Origin of the sequence: Klebsiella sp. OBRC7 (assembly GCF_000293135.1) — a bacterium.
Taxonomy (GTDB): domain Bacteria; phylum Pseudomonadota; class Gammaproteobacteria; order Enterobacterales; family Enterobacteriaceae; genus Klebsiella; species Klebsiella michiganensis.
The window spans coordinates 167,211-187,522 of record NZ_ALNJ01000085.1; the positions used below are offsets into that span (position 1 = coordinate 167,211).

General features: G+C 54.9%; 20 protein-coding genes and 1 pseudogene. 6 read left to right on the forward strand and 15 right to left on the reverse strand.

Translation table 11 applies throughout. The annotated features are described in order from the left end of the window. Positions 1 to 20: 20 nt before the first annotated feature. The 4 genes from HMPREF1144_RS16925 to HMPREF1144_RS16940 all read right to left on the reverse strand — a co-directional run bounded on the left by HMPREF1144_RS16925 (position 21) and on the right by HMPREF1144_RS16940 (position 3,898). Positions 21 to 1,142 (reverse strand): cupin domain-containing protein, encoded by a 1,122-nt coding sequence (locus HMPREF1144_RS16925; protein ID WP_009653488.1) that lies wholly within the window; start codon positions 1,140 to 1,142, stop codon positions 21 to 23. Between the two features lie 86 nt (positions 1,143 to 1,228). Further along, complete coding sequence (phoQ, locus tag HMPREF1144_RS16930) at positions 1,229 to 2,695, reverse strand: two-component system sensor histidine kinase PhoQ (protein ID WP_042927944.1); 1,467 nt, start codon at positions 2,693 to 2,695, stop codon at positions 1,229 to 1,231. Further along, complete coding sequence (phoP, locus tag HMPREF1144_RS16935) at positions 2,692 to 3,366, reverse strand: two-component system response regulator PhoP (protein ID WP_004101181.1); 675 nt, start codon at positions 3,364 to 3,366, stop codon at positions 2,692 to 2,694. Before phoP ends, phoQ begins: the two co-directional genes overlap by 4 nt. 85 nt (positions 3,367 to 3,451) lie before the next feature. Next, on the reverse strand, positions 3,452 to 3,898 hold the full coding sequence (locus HMPREF1144_RS16940; RefSeq protein ID WP_009653498.1) for a winged helix-turn-helix transcriptional regulator: 447 nt from the start codon (positions 3,896 to 3,898) through the stop codon (positions 3,452 to 3,454). 99 nt (positions 3,899 to 3,997) lie between these two features. On the opposite strand from HMPREF1144_RS16940, the gene HMPREF1144_RS16945 reads away from it, so the two are divergent. Beyond that, positions 3,998 to 5,212, forward strand: coding sequence for an MFS transporter (locus HMPREF1144_RS16945; protein WP_009653383.1), 1,215 nt, complete (start codon positions 3,998 to 4,000; stop codon positions 5,210 to 5,212). A 49-nt stretch (positions 5,213 to 5,261) separates the two neighbouring features. Here the strand turns inward: HMPREF1144_RS16945 and purB are convergent, their stop codons facing one another. Genes purB through rluE form a run of 5 tightly spaced genes read right to left on the reverse strand, consistent with a single transcriptional unit; the run spans position 5,262 to position 9,630 of the window. Then, complete coding sequence (gene purB / locus HMPREF1144_RS16950) at positions 5,262 to 6,632, reverse strand: adenylosuccinate lyase (RefSeq protein WP_004131470.1); 1,371 nt, start codon at positions 6,630 to 6,632, stop codon at positions 5,262 to 5,264. Positions 6,633 to 6,635: 3 nt separating this feature from the next. Then, positions 6,636 to 7,277, reverse strand: coding sequence for a high frequency lysogenization protein HflD (gene hflD / locus HMPREF1144_RS16955; RefSeq protein WP_004131471.1), 642 nt, complete (start codon positions 7,275 to 7,277; stop codon positions 6,636 to 6,638). A 59-nt stretch (positions 7,278 to 7,336) separates the two neighbouring features. Next, complete coding sequence (gene mnmA / locus HMPREF1144_RS16960; protein ID WP_009653389.1) at positions 7,337 to 8,443, reverse strand: tRNA 2-thiouridine(34) synthase MnmA; 1,107 nt, start codon at positions 8,441 to 8,443, stop codon at positions 7,337 to 7,339. Between the two features lie 38 nt (positions 8,444 to 8,481). After that, positions 8,482 to 8,958 carry an NUDIX domain-containing protein gene (locus tag HMPREF1144_RS16965; protein WP_009653508.1) on the reverse strand — a complete coding sequence of 159 codons (477 nt, stop codon included), beginning with the start codon at positions 8,956 to 8,958 and terminating at the stop codon, positions 8,482 to 8,484. Between the two features lie 9 nt (positions 8,959 to 8,967). Then, a complete protein-coding gene (rluE, locus tag HMPREF1144_RS16970; protein WP_004849978.1) occupies positions 8,968 to 9,630 on the reverse strand; it encodes a 23S rRNA pseudouridine(2457) synthase RluE in 663 nt (220 codons plus the stop codon). A gap of 236 nt (positions 9,631 to 9,866) precedes the next feature. Between rluE and icd the strand changes: the two genes are divergently transcribed. After that, on the forward strand, positions 9,867 to 11,117 hold the full coding sequence (gene icd, locus HMPREF1144_RS16975) for an NADP-dependent isocitrate dehydrogenase (RefSeq protein ID WP_004131480.1): 1,251 nt from the start codon (positions 9,867 to 9,869) through the stop codon (positions 11,115 to 11,117). A gap of 143 nt (positions 11,118 to 11,260) precedes the next feature. On the opposite strand, the gene HMPREF1144_RS16980 is transcribed toward icd, so the two are convergent. Both HMPREF1144_RS16980 and HMPREF1144_RS16985 read right to left on the reverse strand, forming a co-directional pair. Beyond that, positions 11,261 to 13,045 carry a sensor domain-containing diguanylate cyclase gene (locus tag HMPREF1144_RS16980; protein WP_009653540.1) on the reverse strand — a complete coding sequence of 595 codons (1,785 nt, stop codon included), beginning with the start codon at positions 13,043 to 13,045 and terminating at the stop codon, positions 11,261 to 11,263. Positions 13,046 to 13,120: 75 nt separating this feature from the next. Continuing rightward, positions 13,121 to 14,311 (reverse strand): HD-GYP domain-containing protein, encoded by a 1,191-nt coding sequence (locus HMPREF1144_RS16985; protein ID WP_009653474.1) that lies wholly within the window; start codon positions 14,309 to 14,311, stop codon positions 13,121 to 13,123. A 279-nt stretch (positions 14,312 to 14,590) separates the two neighbouring features. Here HMPREF1144_RS16985 and fraE point away from each other — a divergent pair, with 279 nt between their 5' ends. After that, positions 14,591 to 15,634 carry a fructose-asparagine asparaginase gene (fraE, locus tag HMPREF1144_RS16990; protein ID WP_009653379.1) on the forward strand — a complete coding sequence of 348 codons (1,044 nt, stop codon included), beginning with the start codon at positions 14,591 to 14,593 and terminating at the stop codon, positions 15,632 to 15,634. 36 nt (positions 15,635 to 15,670) lie between these two features. Here fraE and HMPREF1144_RS31685 read toward each other — a convergent pair. Next, positions 15,671 to 15,826: pseudogene (locus tag HMPREF1144_RS31685) on the reverse strand (ferric citrate ABC transporter ATP-binding protein FecE); the annotation flags it as partial. A gap of 745 nt (positions 15,827 to 16,571) precedes the next feature. On the opposite strand from HMPREF1144_RS31685, the gene lpxP reads away from it, so the two are divergent. The 3 genes from lpxP (at position 16,572) to HMPREF1144_RS17005 (ending at position 18,607) form a co-directional block, all read left to right on the forward strand. Then, a complete protein-coding gene (gene lpxP / locus HMPREF1144_RS16995; RefSeq protein ID WP_009653416.1) occupies positions 16,572 to 17,486 on the forward strand; it encodes a kdo(2)-lipid IV(A) palmitoleoyltransferase in 915 nt (304 codons plus the stop codon). 90 nt (positions 17,487 to 17,576) lie between these two features. Further along, positions 17,577 to 18,215: a leucine efflux protein LeuE gene (gene leuE / locus HMPREF1144_RS17000; protein ID WP_009653545.1), complete on the forward strand. Its 639-nt coding sequence runs from the start codon at positions 17,577 to 17,579 to the stop codon at positions 18,213 to 18,215. Between the two features lie 128 nt (positions 18,216 to 18,343). Then, complete coding sequence (locus HMPREF1144_RS17005; protein ID WP_004131510.1) at positions 18,344 to 18,607, forward strand: DUF2534 family protein; 264 nt, start codon at positions 18,344 to 18,346, stop codon at positions 18,605 to 18,607. Positions 18,608 to 18,655: 48 nt separating this feature from the next. Here the strand turns inward: HMPREF1144_RS17005 and HMPREF1144_RS32685 are convergent, their stop codons facing one another. The 3 genes from HMPREF1144_RS32685 to HMPREF1144_RS17015 all read right to left on the reverse strand — a co-directional run bounded on the left by HMPREF1144_RS32685 (position 18,656) and on the right by HMPREF1144_RS17015 (position 20,164). After that, complete coding sequence (locus HMPREF1144_RS32685; protein WP_009653461.1) at positions 18,656 to 18,778, reverse strand: hypothetical protein; 123 nt, start codon at positions 18,776 to 18,778, stop codon at positions 18,656 to 18,658. Positions 18,779 to 18,991: 213 nt separating this feature from the next. Then, positions 18,992 to 19,093: a YoaK family small membrane protein gene (locus HMPREF1144_RS32690; RefSeq protein ID WP_004101234.1), complete on the reverse strand. Its 102-nt coding sequence runs from the start codon at positions 19,091 to 19,093 to the stop codon at positions 18,992 to 18,994. Positions 19,094 to 19,150: 57 nt separating this feature from the next. Then, positions 19,151 to 20,164, reverse strand: a complete 1,014-nt coding sequence (locus HMPREF1144_RS17015; protein WP_004849996.1) for a sensor domain-containing diguanylate cyclase — start codon at positions 20,162 to 20,164, stop codon at positions 19,151 to 19,153. Positions 20,165 to 20,312: the final 148 nt, after the last annotated feature.

Sequence of the window (20,312 nt, forward strand, 5' to 3'; positions counted from 1 at the left end):
GTCACCGGGCAGTCGAAGACTCAGTCCTCAAAGAACCAGTAGCCGCTGTTGACCAGCGCGGCCAGCAGGGCGAGGAAGGAGGGATCTTCCAGCGCATCGCCGAGATGCTCAGCGTTTAGCGTCAGGTGGGTTGCCAGAGCATCCAGCGCAGGACGGTGCGGAGAGTTGATCTTCTCGCCGTTGACGAATACCTCGCCATCAATCCGCAGCACGCGCAGGCCCCCAAGACGCGTCAGCTTATCTCCCTGCTGCAGGGCATCGTAAATTTCATCCGGCTGGTACGGTGGCTCCGGCGGCGCCACGTCCAGCTCGTGCCGGGGCTGGGTGATAAATTCGCCGAACCACTGCTTAAAGTGCTCCGGCTGATTAATCAGCCCCAGCATCATATCGCGCAGGCGATCCAGCTCCGCAGGCAGAATATCCGCAGGGTGCTCGCGAGACGGTACGTCCGGGTCGGCGTAACGCTGGCTGCCCAGTTCGCGCTGCAAAATATAATCGGCAAAGCCGCTGAACAGCTCACGCGCGTTAGGCGCGCGATAGCCAACCGAATAGTTGAGCGAGTTTTCCAGCGAGTAGCCTTCGTGCGGGAACCCCGGCGGAATATACAGAATATCGCCCGGCTCCATCTCTTCATCAATAATGGCTTCAAACGGGTCGACCTGCAGCAGGTCCGGGTGCGGACAGTGCTGTTTCATCGGCACTTTTTCGCCCACGCGCCAGCGGCGGCGGCCGGTCCCCTGAATGATGAACACATCGTACTGGTCGAGATGCGGACCGACGCCGCCGCCGGGGACGGAAAACGAGATCATCAGATCGTCGATGCGCCAGTCGGGCAGGGCGCGGAATGGATGCATCAGCGCCGCCGTTGGCTGGTGCCAGTTATTAACCGCTTGTACCAGCAGCGACCAGTTATTCTCGCTCAGGTGATCGTAGCTCTCAAAGGGGCCGTGGCTAACCTGCCATTTACCGTCCTGATGACTGACCAGGCGACTGTCGACTTCGCTCTCCATCGCCAGTCCGGCCAGTTCGTCCGGGCTTAACGGATCGACGAAATTAGCAAAGCCCCGTTTCAGCACCACCGGGCGTTTTTGCCAGTAGCGTTCGATAAAGTCGGGCCAGTTAAGCGTTAATTGATAATCCATATTTATATTCCACAGCAGGTGTCTGTTAGGGATTATAACGGATGCGGCACCAGCATGATGCAGGCGCCGTTAAAAAACCGACTGTTTTAGCTCTCTTTATCTTCCAGGGCCTGGCGACCAAAAATCACTTCCATGCAGGCGCCGCCGAGCAGGCTCTCTTCGGCGAGGATGCGGCCATCGTACTGGGCTACGATATCGCGGGCAACCGAGAGACCGACGCCCTGTCCGGGGCGCAGCGTATCTGCGCGCTGGCCGCGGTCGAACACCGCGCTGCGCATCGCGGCGGGGATACCCGGGCCATCATCTTCAACCAGAATATGCAGATGGTTGTCGTTGGTCTGCCGGACGGAGACTTCCACAAACTCAAGGCAGTATTTACAGGCGTTATCGAGCACATTGCCCATAACCTCCATAAAATCATTCTTTTCACCGACAAAACTGATTTCCGGCGAGATATCCAGGGTAATGTTCACGCCTTTACGTTGATAGACCTTATTCAGCGCCGAGGTCAGGCTGTCGAGGAGCGGAGCGATGGGATGCAGCTCGCGGCTGAGCAGCGAACCGCCGCTGCGCATGCTGGCGCGATGCAGATAGTAGCCAATCTGCTGCGAGATGCGGCTAATCTGCTCCAGCATTACCGGCTCTGCTTCATTGACGCTCATTTTCTCACCGCGCATGGAACGCAGAGTGCTCTGCATCACCGCAAGCGGAGTTTTCAGACTGTGGGTGAGGTCGGTCAGCGTCGTGCGGTATTTATCATAGCGTTCGCGCTCGCTTTTCAGCAGGCGGTTGAGATTGCTGACCAGCCGCGTCAGCTCGCGGGTGGTATTCGGATTGAGCATCTCGCGGTGATGCTCCTCCAGTTCGCGGACCTCTTTGGCCAGCGATTCGATAGGGCGCAGGCTCCACCATGCCGCGACCCACAGCAGCGGGATCACCAGCAGCAGGTTGGCCGCCAGGACGTAAATAAACCAGCTCCACACCATATAGGAGCGCTTCAGCTCCACCGGAATGGTGTCGACAACCACGATACTGAGCTGCGGCATAGTGCTGGTGGCCGGATAGATATTGATCGCCACCGAGTGGGTCATTTCGGAGCCATCGTCCTCTTGCCGAATGGCGTCCAGCTGTTGTTGAATCTCATGGTTGTTGTGCTGCAGCATACTGCTGCTGTCAACGTCGGCCTCAATTTCGTGAAAGCCGTTGTTTTTGAGCCAGTCCGGTTGAATACGTTTTACCAGCCACGGTACGTCGCGCTGTGCCCACAGCAGCTGGCCGCGGTCGTCGTAAATGAGCGTCACCGTGGGGCTTTGCATATTCAGGTTTTCGGGGATATCAACATCAATGGTGTTGTTTTCCCATTTCGCCAGCATATAGAACAGATTACTCTCGCCGCGCAGCAGGCGGAAAGTGGTTTTATCGAAACTGACGCTATACCCCACCAGCGCGACCATGCCATAGGAGAGTGACAGCACCAGCACGACAGCGGCCGTCGCCAGCAGAAAGCGAACGCGTAACGACAGCGGCAGAATATGCCGCAGCACCCCTTTCATCCGCGCAGTTCGAACAGATAGCCCTGACCGCGCACGGTGGTAATCACATCCTGCGGATACTCAGCCTGTATTTTTTTGCGCAATCGTCCCATCAGCACATCGATGGTATGGCTTTCGCGCAGTTCGGCGTCGGGGTAGAGCTGCAGCATCAGCGAATCTTTACTGACCACTTTGCCCCGGTTGCGGATCAGGGTTTCCATAATGGTGTATTCAAATGCCGTCAGCTTGATGGGCTGGTCGTTGACCGACAGCTCGCGACGCGACAGATCCACCTGGAAAGGCGGAATGGAGATAACCTGTGATGCCAGGCCGCTATTACGCCGCAGAAGCGCCTGCATGCGGGCGGCCACCTCTTCGATATGGAACGGCTTAGTGACGTAATCATCCGCTCCGGCGCTCAGGACCTCAACCTTATCCTGCCAGCCTTCGCGCGCGGTCAGCACCAGCACCGGTACCGACACGTCGTGGCTGCGCCAGCGACGAATCAGCGAAAGGCCGTCTTCATCCGGCAGGCCAAGATCGACGATGGCGATGTCCGGAACGTGCTCACCCAGATAGTAATCCGCTTCCTTTGCGTCTTCCGCCGCATCGACCTGATGTCCCAGCTCCTGCAACTGAACTTTCAGGTGGTGGCGCAGCAGAGCGTTATCCTCAACCACGAGTACGCGCATGCCAGTTCTCCATTTTATTTATGATATTGAACAGTTTAGCGTTTATTATACACCTTTAATATAAACAGCTGTTAAATAAAGAATTTTATTCGATTTTTTGTACCTCTGTCTCTTGGGCGGTGAGGACGAGTCCATCTTCGGCCGCGGGCGACATCATCGGTATCGGGCGCAGCGTACGTTTATCGATCAGTACGGAATGGGGTTCCCCATGGGCAAACAGATGCAGCTCTCCCCACTGGCGTAGCGCAACGACAACGGGGAACAAACGCTCTCCTTTTGCCGTCAGTACGTATTCCTGATAAGCCGTGCCATCCGAGGCGGATTGCATAGTGAGAATACCTGAGTTTACCAGTTTGTGCAGACGGTCAGAGAGAATATTACGCGCCATACCGAGGCTTCGCTGAAAATCGCTGAAGCGGCGTATGCCATCAAAGGCGTCGCGTACAATCAATAAGGACCAGCGATCGCCGATAATATCCACGCTTCGGGCGACGGGGCAGGTTTCGTTTTTCATTTTTTCACGCGCTGGCATGGGCTCTCCGAACGGCCTGGTAAGTAGTTGCATTTTAAAACTTGATGTTCTAGCCTTCAACTGGTTTTATTTTGAAACCAGATAACCAAGGTGGACATCATGAAAGCGACACTAATATCTTCAACGCTAAGCGATCCGCAAACGGTTATGCCTCGCAGCCTGGTCTGGCTGTTTGCTATCGCCAGCGGCCTGAGCGTGGCAAACGTGTATTACGCGCAACCGCTGCTCGACGCGCTGGCGCGAGATTTTGCGATCGGCGACGCCGCGATTGGCGGGGTGATTGCGGCAACCCAGATTGGCTGCGCATTGGCGTTGCTACTGCTGGTGCCGCTGGGCGACAGGGTGAATCGCCGCCGCCTGATGGCGACGCAGGTGATTTTACTGATCGCTGCCCTGGCGGGGGTGAGTATGGCTTCCACCGCCGTGATGCTATTGGGCTGTATGCTTGCCGTTGGCCTGCTGGGTACCGCGATGACCCAGGGGCTAATCGCGTATGCCGCCAGCGCCGCCGCGCCCCATGAACAGGGACGCGTGGTGGGCGCTGCGCAAAGCGGAGTATTTATCGGGCTGCTGCTGGCGCGGGTATTCTCCGGGTCGATTAGCGATCTCTTCGGCTGGCGCGGGGTGTACATCTTGGCCGCTTTACTGATGCTGGGCATTGCGCTTCCGCTGTGGCGTCGGCTGCCGGTATTGGCGGCTGCGCCGAACCCTCTGAGCTATCCGCGGCTGTTGATATCCATGCTGGCTCTGCTGCGCCAGGAAAAAGTGCTTCAGGTGCGCGGCGTGCTGGCATTACTGATGTTTGCCGCTTTCAATATCTTCTGGAGTGCGCTGGTTTTGCCATTAAGCGCTCCGCCCTTTCGCTTTTCCCATACTGAGATTGGCGCCCTGGGCCTGGTCGGGGTCATCGGCGCTCTGGCAGCGGGTCGTGCCGGTAAATGGGCCGATCGCGGATATGGGCAGCGCACCAGCGCCGCGGCCCTGGTGATGTTGCTGATAGCCTGGTGGCCGCTGTCGCTGATGGCATGGTCGCCCGCGGCGCTGTTGGTCGGCATTGTACTGCTGGATCTCGGCGGTCAGGCGCTGCATGTCACCAATCAAAGCATGATTTTCCGTACCCGTCCCGAAGCGCACAGCAGGCTGGTCGGTTTGTATATGCTGTTTTATGCGCTTGGCAGCGGTTTGGGCGCGGTGAGTACGACAGCGGTATATGCGCGCGCGGGATGGCAGGGCGTTTGCCTGCTGGGGGCTTCGGTCAGTCTGCTGGCGCTGCTGTTCTGGTTGATGACCCGGGGGATGACGACGATCAGATGAGGGGGAGGAAAAATAACCCTCTTTCCCGGCGGAAAGAGGGTGGAAAGGCTTACTTCAGTTCGTCAACCATGGTGGTCGCGCGGCCGATATAGTTAGCCGGGGTCATGGCCTTCAGGCGAACTTTTTCCGCTTCCGGCAGCGCCAGGCTGTCGATGAACTGCTGCATGCCTTCGGCATCAACGCGCTTGCCGCGGGTCAGCTCTTTCAGCTTCTCGTACGGCTTCTCGATGCCGTAGCGACGCATGACGGTCTGAATCGGCTCGGCCAGAACTTCCCAGTTGTGGTCCAGTTCATCCAGCAGGCGGTCCTGATTCAGCTCCAGCTTGCTCACGCCTTTCAGGGTAGATTGATAGGCGATCAGCGCGTAGCCAATGCCCACGCCGAGGTTACGCAGGACGGTGGAGTCGGTCAGGTCGCGCTGCCAGCGGGAAACCGGCAGTTTGCTTGCCAGATGCTGCATCACCGCATTGGCCAGACCGAGGTTGCCTTCGGAGTTCTCGAAGTCGATCGGGTTCACTTTATGCGGCATGGTGGAAGAGCCGATTTCGCCGGCAATGGTCTTCTGCTTGAAATGGTTGAGCGCGATATAGCCCCACACGTCACGATCGAAATCAATCAGGATGGTGTTGAAGCGGGCGACGCAGTCAAACAGCTCGGCGATATAGTCGTGCGGTTCAATCTGGGTGGTGTACGGGTTCCACTGGATACCCAGCGAGGTGACGAACTCTTCGCTGAACTGGTGCCAGTCGACTTCCGGGTAGGCGGCGATGTGGGCGTTATAGTTCCCCACCGCACCGTTGATTTTGCCAAGAATTTCAATCTGATTCAGCTGACGATACTGGCGCTCCATACGGTAAGCGACGTTCGCCATCTCTTTCCCCATGGTTGATGGCGTGGCCGGCTGGCCGTGGGTGCGGGAAAGCAGCGGGATATCGCGATACTGTACCGCCAGGTCCTTAACCGCGTCGATCAGCTTGCGCCAGTATGGCAGGATCACTTCGTCGCGGGCGGTTTTCAGCATCAGCGCGTGGGACAGATTGTTGATGTCCTCGGAGGTGCAGGCGAAGTGGATAAACTCGGAGACCGCGTGCAGTTCTGCCACGTCGGCGACTTTTTCCTTGAGGAAATACTCAACCGCTTTGACGTCGTGGTTGGTGGTACGCTCGATCGTTTTGATGCGCTCTGCATCTTCTACGCTGAAATCGGCGACGATTTTATCAAGGTAACCGTTTGCGTCGGCAGCAAAAGCAGGAACTTCCTTGATCGCTGCGTGCGCGGCCAGTTTTTGCAACCAACGCACTTCTACCTGAACGCGGAATTTCAGCAAACCGAATTCGCTGAAGATACCGCGCAGCGCGCTGACTTTGTCGCCGTAGCGGCCGTCGACTGGGGAAACGGCGGTCAGTGAGGATAATTCCATAGATCACAACTCCGGGGTTAAATGAGCAAGAATTTGTTTTGCCTGGTTAACCAGACGATTACGGGAAAACATCAGCTGCAGACGCCCGCCGCCGACCTGGTGCCAGAGCACCGCGGAGCGAATACCTGCCAGCAGGGCAGAACGAACCTTCGCCTGAACCTGAGGGCTTTGCAGCACGGCTGGAGAGCCGGTCACCTGAATCCGCGGGCCCAGCGGGCTAATGACATCAACATAGATGCCGGCCATTGCGCTGAGCAGGGTCTCGGATTGCAGATCGAAATGTTCAAGCTGACGGCGCAGGCCACCGATACGGTTGCCGAGGGTATCCATGGCCCCTTTGCTGGCGGCAAGCTTACGCTCGAGCACCATCAGGCTTAGAGTATAGCGGGTGAGTTCGGCGTTCAGTCCCTGGCGACTGCTGGTATTCAGCACGCCAATGAGAGTTTCCAGCCCGAGACGAAGATTGGCTTCACTACCACCGAACACCGCCAGCGTTGAATCCGGGTCGAGGTCGATGATGCTGTTCAGCGACACATGCAGGGCGTCGCTATCGCAGTGCCCCTGGTGCGCCAGTTCCTGAACCAGACGCGCGGCCTGGCAAACGCCGGCCAGCGCCAGCGTAATGTCATAATAATTCTTCGCCACACATTCTCCTTGTAAACCGCCGAATACCCGGTTGAGGCATTCCGCGGCTAATATGTCTGTCAAGCCTGCAGCGGCAAGCGCTGTTCGATAACCCCACCGCCGAGGCAGACTTCGTCGCGGTAAAAGACCGCAGACTGGCCAGGCGTGACGGCGGCAACCGGCTCATCAAAGATCACTTCAATGCGGTCGTCATCCATCGCTTTTACGCTGCAGGGGATATCGGTCTGGCGGTAGCGGGTTTTCACCGTGCAGCGCAGCGTGCCGGTCAGCGGCTCGCGGTCTACCCAGTGCAGCTGTTGAGCAATCAACCCCACGGACATCAGACGCGGATGGTCGTGGCCCTGGGCGACTATCAGAATATTGTTTTCGACGTCTTTGTCGACCACGTACCACGGATCTTCGCCGCCGTCTTTGATGCCGCCGATGCCCAGGCCTTTACGCTGACCCAGCGTGTGGTACATCAGGCCCTGGTGCTCGCCAACTTCGTCGCCGTCAACGCTGATAATTTTACCCGGCTGGGCGGGCAGGTAGCGGCCAAGGAATTCACGGAATTTACGTTCGCCGATAAAACAGATACCGGTCGAGTCTTTTTTCTTCGCGGTGATGAGATCCAGCTCTTCGGCGATTTTACGCACCTGCGGCTTTTCCAGCTCTCCTACCGGGAACAGGCTTTGCGCGATCTGTTCGTGGCTGAGAGTATAAAGGAAGTAGCTCTGGTCTTTGTTACCGTCGAGGCCGCGCAGCAGCTGGCTCTTGCCGTTAACGTCGGCGCGGCGCACGTAGTGCCCGGTGGCGATGTAGTCAGCGCCGAGGTCTTCTGCGGCAAATTCGAGGAAGGCTTTAAATTTAATTTCTTTATTGCACAGAATATCCGGGTTCGGCGTGCGGCCGGCTTTATATTCTTCAAGGAACAATTCGAATACGTTGTCCCAGTATTCTGCGGCAAAGTTGACGGTGTGAAGTTCAATTCCCAGCTTATCGCAGACGGCCTGCGCGTCGGCAAGATCCGCCGCTGCGGTGCAGTATTCCTCGCCGTCGTCTTCTTCCCAGTTCTTCATGAACAGGCCTTCCACCTTATACCCTTGCTGGAGCAGCAGGTAAGCGGAAACTGAGGAATCAACCCCGCCGGACATGCCGACGATCACTTTTTTCTGGCTTTCTGACATTGGAATACTCACTACATTGAACTTCGAGGCGGCGTATTCTAGCACGCGTCATCCGTCGAGGCACCCCCTGTAAACGGCCAGTTAAATTCGCCGATGAGCGACAGCGGGTAGCGCGGATCCTGCTGATAGCTGCGAATGCTCTCAGCAACCAGTTGAGAACGCAGGTTTGTTGCGTTAAGAATTTCCTCAGCACTGAGCCACAGGCAGCGATCGATATCGCCATCATGGGGCTCAGTGGCGCACGTATCGTTAAGCTCGATAGTAAAAAGGAAGCGCAAAAACGGGGTGCGATCCGGGGCTATCCACTGATGCAGGCGAAGAAAGTGCTGCGGCATCGCGCGAATGCCGGTCTCTTCCCAGAGCTCGCGCTCTGCGGCCTGAGCGAGGGTTTCGTCGGCTTCGAGGTGGCCTGCAGGCTGGTTCCACAGCGCTTTTCCGTTGATTGTTTCTTCAACAACCAGGAATTTGCCTTTCGCGTGAACCACGCAGGCGACGGTGACGTGCGGCTTAAACATTGGTTTTCCTTATGGATGCGATGAGTCGGTTTTACGCCATTCGCCGTTGGCCAGGCCATCCAGCGTATAGCCGCCCATCGCGTAGCGAATCAGGCGCAGCGTCGGAAAGCCGACGTGGGCGGTCATCCGCCGTACCTGGCGGTTGCGTCCCTCATAGAGGGTGATTTTCAGCCAGCTGGTGGGGATAGATTTGCGCTCGCGGATGGGCGGATTCCGCGGCCATAGCCACTCTGGTTCCGCAACCCGCTCAACGCCGGCGGGCAGAGTAGGGCCGTCATTAAGCGTGACGCCGTCGCGGAGCGCGGCCATCGCGTCCGCCGTGGGTTCACCTTCCACCTGAACATAATAAATTTTACCGGTGCGCTTACCCGGTTGAGTGAGCGCCGCCTGCAGCGCGCCGTCGTTGGTCAGTACCAGCAGGCCTTCGCTATCGCGGTCCAGCCGACCGGCAGCGTAGACGCCGGCAACCGGAATAAAATCTTTTAGCGTGCTGCGTCCGGCTTCATCGGTAAATTGCGGCAATACATCGTATGGTTTATTGAACAAGATCACAGTTTTTGGCTGGCGTTCTTTGCGTTGTCTGGTGACTTGTTGCGTGCTGAATCGCTCAACGCGATGTTTTCTAAATGAAGTTTTTTGCATGGTATTTTCAGACTCAATCAATTGCCGCATTATAGCCTAATTACGAATGCCTTTCATGGATGCAAACATTCAGGTAGTATTGACATGCTCATTACAACTTATTAACAAAAAGGTTGCTCAAACCGATTCGCATTACAGGAAGGCGACACGGACGCGAAATCTCCGGTTAGCGGCATATTCCGATGACGGGAGTGGGCGAGTAAAGCCAACGCCCGGCTAGCGTGAAGAGGGAAGAGCAGAACCAGAAGCGCTCGAAGGAGAGGTTAATGGAAAGCAAAGTAGTAGTTCCGGCGGAAGGTCAAAAAATCACCCTGCAAAACGGCAAGCTGAACGTCCCTAATAACCCGATTATCCCGTTCATCGAAGGTGATGGTATCGGCGTTGACGTGACTCCGGCGATGCTGAAAGTGGTTGATGCTGCCGTTGAGAAAGCCTATAAGGGCGAGCGTAAAATTTCCTGGATGGAAGTTTACACCGGTGAAAAATCGACCCAGGTTTATGGCCAGGATGTCTGGCTGCCTGCCGAAACTCTTGATCTGATTCGTGAATATCGTGTTGCTATCAAAGGCCCTCTGACTACCCCAGTCGGCGGCGGGATCCGTTCTCTGAACGTTGCTCTGCGCCAGGAACTGGACCTCTACGTTTGCCTGCGCCCGGTTCGTTATTATCAGGGTACCCCGAGCCCGGTTAAGCATCCTGAACTGACCGATATGGTTATCTTCCGCGAAAACTCTGAAGACATCTACGCCGGTATCGAGTGGAAAGCCGATTCTGCTGAAGCAGATAAAGTGATCAAATTCCTGCGCGATGAAATGGGCGTGAAGAAAATTCGCTTCCCGGAACATTGCGGTATCGGCATCAAGCCGTGCTCGGAAGAAGGCACTAAACGCCTGGTTCGCGCCGCCATTGAATACGCTATCACCAACGATCGCGATTCTCTGACTCTGGTGCACAAAGGCAACATCATGAAATTCACCGAAGGCGCGTTCAAAGACTGGGGTTATCAGCTGGCACGCGAAGAGTTCGGCGGTGAGCTGATTGACGGCGGCCCGTGGCTGAAGATTAAAAACCCGAATACCGGGAAAGAGATCGTCGTTAAAGACGTTATCGCCGACGCCTTCCTGCAGCAGATCCTGCTGCGTCCGGCGGAATACGATGTTATCGCCTGTATGAACCTGAACGGTGATTATATCTCTGACGCCCTGGCGGCGCAGGTTGGCGGTATCGGTATTGCCCCGGGCGCGAACATCGGTGACGAGTGCGCGCTGTTTGAAGCCACCCACGGTACTGCACCGAAATATGCTGGCCAGGACAAAGTGAACCCAGGTTCCATCATCCTGTCCGCTGAGATGATGCTGCGCCACATGCAGTGGTTCGAAGCCGCAGACCTGATCGTTAAAGGCACCGAAGGCGCTATCGCCGCTAAGACCGTGACCTATGACTTTGAACGTCTGATGGAAGGCGCTAAGCTGCTGAAATGTTCAGAGTTTGGCGACGCGATTATCGCGAATATGTAATCCAGGCGCTGGGTTAAACAAAAACGGGAGCCGATGGGTTCCCGTTTTTTATTCATCGGGGTGAATCGCGTCCGTGACGCGGGTCTAAAAGGAGGGATATAGCGGTCCCTCGTCCAGTTTTATGGGGTGGTGTGACTGTCGACTCAATCCGCCTTTAACATCCCAAAGCTCACAATTCTCGACCGCCCCAGCTCTTTTGCCCGGTAGAGCGCAGCGTCAGCCGCGCGCAGCAGGCTATCGCTTTGCGTATGCTGTGGGTAGCTGGCGATGCCGATCGAAACATCGACCTGACCAATTTCAGCCAGGCCATAGCGTAGCGTCAGCAGTTGGACGCTGTGATAGATGTCGGTCGCGCAGGCCATTGCGGCCTCTTCATCAGTTCCGCCCAACAATACCAGGAACTCTTCGCCGCCATAGCGGAAGGCCATCCCAATATCGCGCACCGCACGTTGAATAATCGCCGCGACGTTTTTAATGACCAGATCGCCCGCTTCGTGACCATAACTATCATTAATCGCCTTAAAGTGATCGATATCGATCATCAGGCAGCTCAGCGGCGTACCGTTGCGTACCGCCAGATTCATTTGAGTATACAGAGCGTCATCCAGGTGGTGGCGGTTACGCAGGCCGGTTAATGAATCAAACAGCGCCTTTTCCAGTAGCGCGTTGCGTAAACGCTGGTTCGCCAGCGCCAGACCCAGGGCTTCGGCCATCAGTTCAAGATAGGCGCGGGAAGGGGCGGTCGCGGAAGTGACGTTGCTGAAAGAGAGCAGACCAATCGCTTCTCCCTGCGCAATCAGCGGCACGCATAGCGACTGTTGAGCCTGCGATTCCGACAGGTGATAACAGGCGATATCTGGCTCTCCGTTGACCGGCGGATGGCTCAGCCCGCGCCGTACGGCCCAGCAGTTATCCGGATGGAAGACGTCGGCTTCAAGCGGCGGAGAAAGCCACTGCGCCACGCAGCGCATCTGCCAGGGATCGGTATCGAGAATATAAAGCCGGCCCGGGATCTCCGGGGCGATATTTGGCGCGAACAGTTCCGCAACCTTAATCACATCCTCGAACGATTCGCAGCCCTGCAAGCGCTGGGTCATCCGCGCCAGCAGCTCGCGGACCGCCCAGTCCGCATCGCGCTCTTGTTCCAGCCGCTGCCGCGCCAGCCCGTTCTCGCGAAAGATACGAATAGCCTGGGCCATATCGCCAATTTCATCAATCTGGGTAAACTGCGGCGTCTCAACGGCATAATCCTGCGATGCCAGCCGCTGCACCACGTCGCTCAGGCGAACGACGGGATAGAGCACCCGTCGCTTGAGAATAAACCCCAGCACAAACAGGAACATCAGCGCGGTGAGCCCAACCATGACCTCAGAGAGAGTACGCCAAATCCGCGATTTCTCCGTCGCCTCGGCAATGGTTTTATTCACCCGCCCTTCGAGCATCAGGCGAAAGTGATCGAGCTGCGTCTGAACCCGCTCAAGCTCCTGCTCATAGGCAGCGCCGTAAAGCAGGCTGACCGCCGCTTTTTCTTCTCCCCGGGCAACCTGCGCCAGCGCCGTTTGCTGTTCATCCTGAAGTTCATCGGCTATCAGTAACCCCTCGCGCAGCAGCGCCAGTTCTTCAGCGGTTGCGCCATTGTCTTTCAGCTTTTCCAGACGATGTTCAATGGCGGCGGTGGCCTGGGCTTGCTGCCGGTACTCCTGCAGCACATCCTGATTTTTTTGAATGATGTAAAGTCGCGCGAGATCGGAAAGCTCCCAGGCGCCGCTTTCCACCTCTTCGCTTAGCTGGTCGAACACCTGGCGTTGTTCGACGGCGCGGCGTTCGGCATTATCCGCACTTGAAGCCATCAGCATGGCGATGCCTGAGGCGAGGGTCAGGGCGACGGTGATCCCGTAGGCCCAGTTGGTCATGGTGGCGATTCTCACCGGATATTCCTTGCGTGCAGATGAATTATTTTGTTTTTATCGTTGCGCACCGGCTTCACCAGAAAAAGCCGGTGATTAAGGGGGCAGCGTGTGAGTAATAATAGCGTGCAGCGCTTCGGCATGCTGATGCAAAATACGATACACGTCTTTATCCAATGCGCCATTTATAACATCACTCTCTATCAGCTGTAACGCTTGCTGACGGCGCATTCCGGGGCGATAGGGGCGGTCTTCGGTCAGCGCGGTGAATATATCCGCGATGGCGATAATCCGATCCGGTAGCTGCAGGTAATCCTCATTGAGATGAAGCGGATAACCGCTGCCATCCAGTTTTTCATGATGGTTCGCGGCCCAATTAATTATCTCACCGAGTTCGCTGAAGGTGCTAAGAATTTCGCCGGTCATATAGCTATGCTCGCGAACCTGGAGCAACTCTTTGTCGTTCAGCTCACTCTGTTTCTCGAGGATTGACAGCGGAATGTACACTTTGCCGATATCGTGTAAATAACCGGCAATCTCAATCTTTCTGCACTCCGGATCCGGCAGATTCATATAAGCGGCGAGGGTGCGCGAAATTTGACCAACCTTCAGACTATGGCTGGCAGTAAAGCTGCTGTAGGTATCGACAATTTTGGCAATTAACAGGCAGATATCTTTCAGACCGTCGATATCGATATAAACATCGTTGATGGGGCCGATGATTTCCAGCATTCGCTGAATATGCCCGGGATTAAGATGCAGCCAAAAATGCTCTTTTTCTGCGAGCTGGCACAAGGTCTGACACAGCGGCAGATCTATCGCCTGGTAAAGCGCGCGAAATTTACCAATAATCATATCGGTTTGAAAGGTTGTCGCGTGCTTATCGCCAGCAAGCAGGCGTTCAAACACGTCGGCGAAATAGACGATATGCTGTTCGAGGTTGCCTTTGTGGTGTGGGCTAAAATGGTGATCGCGGATAATGGGCAGGATGGGGGCCAGGGTCGCTAACCCGGCCAGCATTTCTGCTCCCCGCTGCTGATGCGGATCGTTGAGGTTATCGATGGCGTTCAGCGAAGAGAACACTCGTTTATCGCCCAGAACGCCAATGTCGTGCAGCAGCGCGGCGCAAAAGATCGTTTGCTGCTGCTGACGCGAGAGTCCTGACGCCTGCGCAAGTTCCAGCGCGATTAGCGCCGTTCGTTGCATATGCAGGTGTAATTCAGGGTTAATAATTTGTATGACGCGGGTGGTAAGCATCAATGCTGATTTTAAGGCGATATTATGCATCGTTTTTCTCCATCGCATTACCCGCATCGTTTTGCTTTATTTCGTTGATAGCGATGCCGACATGACAAAATAGATTGAATGAGTCCATTCGGGTTTCGCATTTTTATCCTGCCCATTTTTAGCGCGTCCCTGCACCAAAGTAGCGCTCCGGGCGAAGTAAAAATCCTTTTTTGTCCGATAGTTAATCATTTTTACCGAGTAAAATACATTAAATCCTGGCAAGCCGTTTGCATTCTCTCTGCGCGAATTTATTTAATATCTATTTTGGGATGAGTCATGATGAATTTTAGAGCATTACTGGCAATTACGTTACTGGCGATAAGCGCTTTCGCCTCGAGTGAGACGCGTCTGCCGCATATCGTAATCCTGGCGACCGGAGGGACGATTGCCGGTTCAGCGGCCAGCAATACCCAGACTACCGGGTACAAAGCCGGCGCGATTGGCGTACAGACGCTGATTAATGCCGTGCCTGAGATGAGCAAAGTCGCCCGCGTTGACGGCGAGCAGGTCGCTAATATCGGCAGCGAAAATATGACCAGCGACATCATTCTCAAACTGTCAAAGCGCGTCAATGAACTGCTGGCACGCGATGATGTGGACGGCGTTGTGATTACCCATGGTACCGACACCCTGGACGAGACGCCTTATTTCCTCAACCTGACGGTAAAAAGCAATAAGCCGGTCGTTTTCACGGCGGCAATGCGTCCGGCCACGGCTATCAGTGCCGACGGTCCGATGAATCTGCTGGAAGCGGTGACCGTGGCGGCCGACCCGGAAGCGAAGGGCCGCGGCGTTATGGTAGTGCTTAATGACCGCATCGGCGCGGCGCGTTTTGTCACTAAGACCAACGCCACGACGCTGGATACCTTCAAGGCGCCGGAAGAGGGCTACCTGGGCGTTATCGTGAGCGGCAAACCGCAGTTCGAAACTCGCGTGGATAAAATTCACACCGTGCGTTCGGTTTTTGACGTCCGCAATCTTAACGCGCTACCGAAAGTGGTCATTATTTATGGCTATCAGGATGACCCTGAATATATGTATGACGCGGCGATTGCGCATCATGCTGACGGGATTATCTATGCGGGCACCGGCGCGGGGTCGGTCTCCGTACGCAGCGCGGCGGGGATCGAAAAGGCGGAAAAAGCCGGTATCGTGGTGGTTCGCGCCTCGCGTACCGGTAGCGGCGTCGTGCCGGTTGATGATGGCCAGCCTGGGCTGGTAGCCGACTCGCTCAACCCGGCAAAAGCGCGCATCCTGCTGATGACGGCGCTGACGCAAACGAAAAATCCGCAGGTGATCCAGCAGTACTTCCACACCTACTGATCAACTTCGGGTAGGGCGCAGGGCGCCTTACCCGGGTTATTTCACCACGCACATCGGGCGCTGCGACACCGGCTCCGGGTGAATCTCCGCCTCCAGGTGAAAAATCTCCCGCAGCATCTCCGGCGTCAGTACCGTTTCCGCCAGGCCCTGAGCCTGCACCCGGCCCCCTTCAAGCACCACCAGATGGTCGCATCAGTGCAAGGAGCAGCAATCAACAGCGATAGAAAGATTAAGGTTTAAAACAGGCGCTAAAATTGTCCGCAATGGCGTGTTCAAGCGCGAGAATCGTTCGGGATTTTTATCTATGTTGCGTTTTATTCAACGTCATAAAAGGCATTTAAACTTTATTGCCTGCTGCTACGTTAAAACACTGGAGGTAAAAAATCTGAAATAACCTGTCGGCGATATGGATAATTGTCGATAAATATTAATTATTGTCAGGAAAGTAAAATAAGCTGATTCTTATTTTAGTCATTTGTCTGATACTCATGTTAAATATTTCTTTTTTATGGCAGTGAAACTATGGAATTTAAAGAAATTACGTATCCGCAAACGTTGTGAAAAGGATAACCGAGAGCAGAGGCTGTCCTGAACTCATTTGACTCTTGGTATACCCCCGAAGCGGCTTCAGCTGCGGCCTGTGGCTGACCCGCGCAGCGTTCTGGTTTGAAAGTGTACATCCTTGATGTTGAATGATTAGCGCGTTAATCATTCTTGTGGTGGATATTTGAGGTTTATTATTCACTTTTTTATTTACATTTTGTTACAGGTGTGCTGGTATTGTGTTTTTTTCTGTTGGCCTCTCTTTTTACTTGCCGGAGTGAATTTACCAGGATTATTATTGTCTGAACTGCTACACGTACCGCCTAATGACAGATGAAGGGACTCGTTTTTTCCTTAAGCGTTACCTCATGTTCTAATGTTTACAGGAAAAAACATGTCTTGCGCTTTTAATAAAAAACTTCTTCATCCCCGTAATTGGGGGACCTGGTTTGGCCTGAGCGTGCTCTGGCTTATCGTCCAGCTTCCTTATCCCGTTTTGCATCTTATCGGTACCAGCGCCGGTCGCGCATCCCGGCGCTTCCTGAAACGCCGTGAGCATATCGCCAGACGCAATCTCGAACTTTGCTTTCCCACCATGTCGCCCGCGGCGCGCGAAAAGCTTATCGAGCAGAACTTCATGTCGCTAGGGATGGGCCTGATTGAAACAGGGATGGCATGGTTCTGGAGCGATGAACGCGTTAAGAAATGGTTTGACGTGGAAGGTATGGTCAATCTCAATAATGCCCTGAGCGAACAAAAAGGCGTGATGGTCGTTGGCGTCCACTTTATGTCGCTTGAACTGGGTGGCCGTACGATGGGGCTGTGTCGTCCGATGATGGCGACCTACCGTCCGCATAATAGCCCGTTAATGGAGTGGGTGCAGACGCGCGGTCGTTTGCGCTCGAACAAGGCGATGATTGACCGTCGTAATTTATCCGGTCTGGTACATGCCTTAAAGTCGGGTGAAGCGGTGTGGTTTGCGCCGGATCAGGACTACGGCCCGAAGGGGAGCGTATTTGCTCCGTTCTTTTCGGTACAGCAGGCAGCAACGACCAACGGTACCTACGTACTCTCTCGTTTGTCGGGCGCGAAAATGCTCACCATCAGCATGGTGCGTAAAGCGGACCGCAGAGGTTATAGCCTGCACATCAGCGACGTCATGAGCGACTATCCTGGCGAAGATAAACAGGATGCGGCAAGCTATATCAACAAGGTTATTGAGAAAGAGATCCTGCGCGCGCCGGAGCAATACCTGTGGGTTCACCGCCGCTTTAAAACCCGTCCGCTGGGCGAAACTTCGCTCTATTAAGCCCTCCGCACTCGCGGCGCTTTCAAAATGGTCCCGGTTGCGTTAACGTGCGCGGGATCATATTTTTTGTTGTAAGCGAAGGAGTGCGTTGTGTTCGCTGAGTTTGGTGTATTGAATTACCTGACCTATCTGGTCGGCGCTATCTTTATCATCCTGGTTCCTGGCCCGAATACCTTTTTTGTCCTTAAGACCGGCATTGCCCACGGCGTTAAGAAAGGGTATCTGGCGGCGGCAGGCGTGTTTATTGGCGATGCGGTGCTGATGTTTCTGGCTTTTGCCGGCGTCGCGACGCTCATCAAGACGACGCCGGTGCTGTTCAATATCGTGCGTTACCTGGGGGCGATTTATCTGCTGTGGATGGGCGCCAAGATGCTTTACGCGGTGTTAACCCAGCGTGATGGTCATTCGTCAGCTGATTCCGAGCCGGGCAGCGCGATTCTCAAACGTTCGCTGACCCTTAGCCTGACGAATCCAAAAGCGATTCTTTTTTATGTCTCATTCTTCGTGCAGTTTATTGACGTCAGCGCCAAAACGCCCGGACTGGCGTTCTTTATCCTGGCGTTGACCCTGGAGATTATTAGCTTCATCTATATGAGCTTTCTGATCCTCTCCGGCTCGTTCGTCACGCGTTACGTGAAGACGAAAAAGAAGCTGGCGAAAATCGGCAACAGTCTGATAGGCCTTGTGTTTGTCGGTTTTGCCGCCCGTCTGGCGACGCTGCAGTCGTAATCGTTGCGGCCGGTACGTGGGACCGGCCCTATAGTGACTGTCACTGCCTCTTAACAAAACCCCTTCAATTTTGATTGCATTGGTGTTACATATACAGCCGATTATCGCTCAGAAAAAAGGGAACCCGGATGATTCTGCAAAAACTCACCAGCAATAAAAACAGCAAGAAGTTCTTTTTGTCGATAGCGGCGATATTCGCCATCGCGCTTATCGTGGTTGGGCGTGCGACCTTCGGCGGCGTGGTGAGCGAATACAATATGCCGTACTCAGAGTGGACGACGTCAATGTTCTTCCTGCAGGGGGCGATGGTGACGGTTTATAGCATTGTATTTACGTTGCTGTTCTCTATCCCGCTGGGTTTCCTCTTTTTAGGTTCCGACCGTCGCGACTGATCCCATGCAATAAGGCGAACTGAAGTTCGCCTTATGATGTTTTCCGCTTTATCGCCAGTCTCTGTCGTCATGATGATGGTGGCGATGGTGGTGATAGCCTGGGTCGACAATACATCCCGATAACAGCGTGCAAAGCGCGAGAATCATCGGCAACACGATCGGTTTTTTCATTTCTCACTTCTCCAGTTAAATCCGTCCGCAGAAACGCCATGCGGTATCGGCTGATGAGGTGAGTGTATTCTTTTAAGTTATTGAGTAGATGAGATAATTCTGCAATCCTTGCTGGACAGATGTGCGAATATTCCTGGATTTACCACCAGCCCAATTGTGTACACGCCACGGCGATGATGGCGACAATAAGCATAATTATGGTGCTTTTTTTCATTATGCCCCGCCTGGTGCCGCATAGCCGCCGACAAAAAACCAGCCCAGAAAAACCACGGCGACGATAAAAATAGCCACCGGAAATAGAATACCCAGTCTCATTATTGAGCCCCTGTAAGTGCGAGTCGTGTCGACTATGATACGGGATTTCACCGTAGATTAGTCAATATGAAAAAAACGCCCCTGACGGCGAGACTGCTTGTCCTGATACATCGCCTCATCGGCGGCGCGCAGCGCCAGTTCAACGTCGATCTGCCAGGGGTCGGCTTCAATCACCCCAAAACTGGCGCCGGGGTAGTTAATCCGGTGTTCGCCAAGGAAATAGATCCCCGCCAGCGCTTGACGTAACGCGGCGATATACTCCTGCTGGTCGGCTGAATCGGGACCCGTACCGACAATTAAAAACTCATCGCCGCCGAGACGGCCGACAATATCGCCGCTGCGCACGCGGGCGGCCAGGCGTTCTCCGATCTGAATCAAAAAGCTGTCGCCGCACGGGTGGCCGAATCGATCGTTGATTGCTTTGAAATCATCGAGATCGATAAAAATCAGCAGCACGCTGCGCTGCTGTTCCCGGGCCTGCGAAAACTGTGCGGCAAGATGCTTAAACAGCGAGCGGCGATTCGGCAAACCCGTAAGCTCGTCGGTATACGAATGCATCTCCAGCGCGACGTTAGCCGCCCGAAGCTGCTGTACCAGCGTCTCTTTCTCAACGTAATGGGAGATGAGGTTGGCAAACAGATTCATCACCTGCTCACCCTCAATGTTATAGGGCTGTCTTGCCCGGCTGGTGGCGCACAGCGTGCCGAATAATGAGCCGTCGGTCAGGCGCACGGGAATGCTGAAAAGGGTGGCGATCCCCAAATCCTGGGCGGCGAGACACGAACGCCAGCGCTCGGCAACATCGTTGCTAAAAATGCAGCGGTCGTCCAGCGCGCGTTTGCACAGCGAGTCGTTCCACGGAACGGAGAACCCTTCGGGGATCTGCATTTCGCTGCTGTTGTGCGCGTACATAATATGCTGGCGCTGCGCGTCGAAGTCGATACGAGTCAGGTAGGTAGATTCCATTCGGGTAACCAGCTCCAGCATCTCAAGCAGCTGTCGCACCAGGGTTTCGAGGGAGTGTTCATTAGCGAGCGTTTGCGACACGCGAGCGAGAATAAAATCGGACATGAGAAATACGGCTCCCGAATGCTAATCGTCACTACCAGCAAATGATGCTAAAAAACAATCAGCGCAGAATTAACAGAGATACACAAAATTTAACACATCTGGGGGGAGAATACCTGCATCCGCGGCGGGAAAAAAAGCCCCGTCGGGG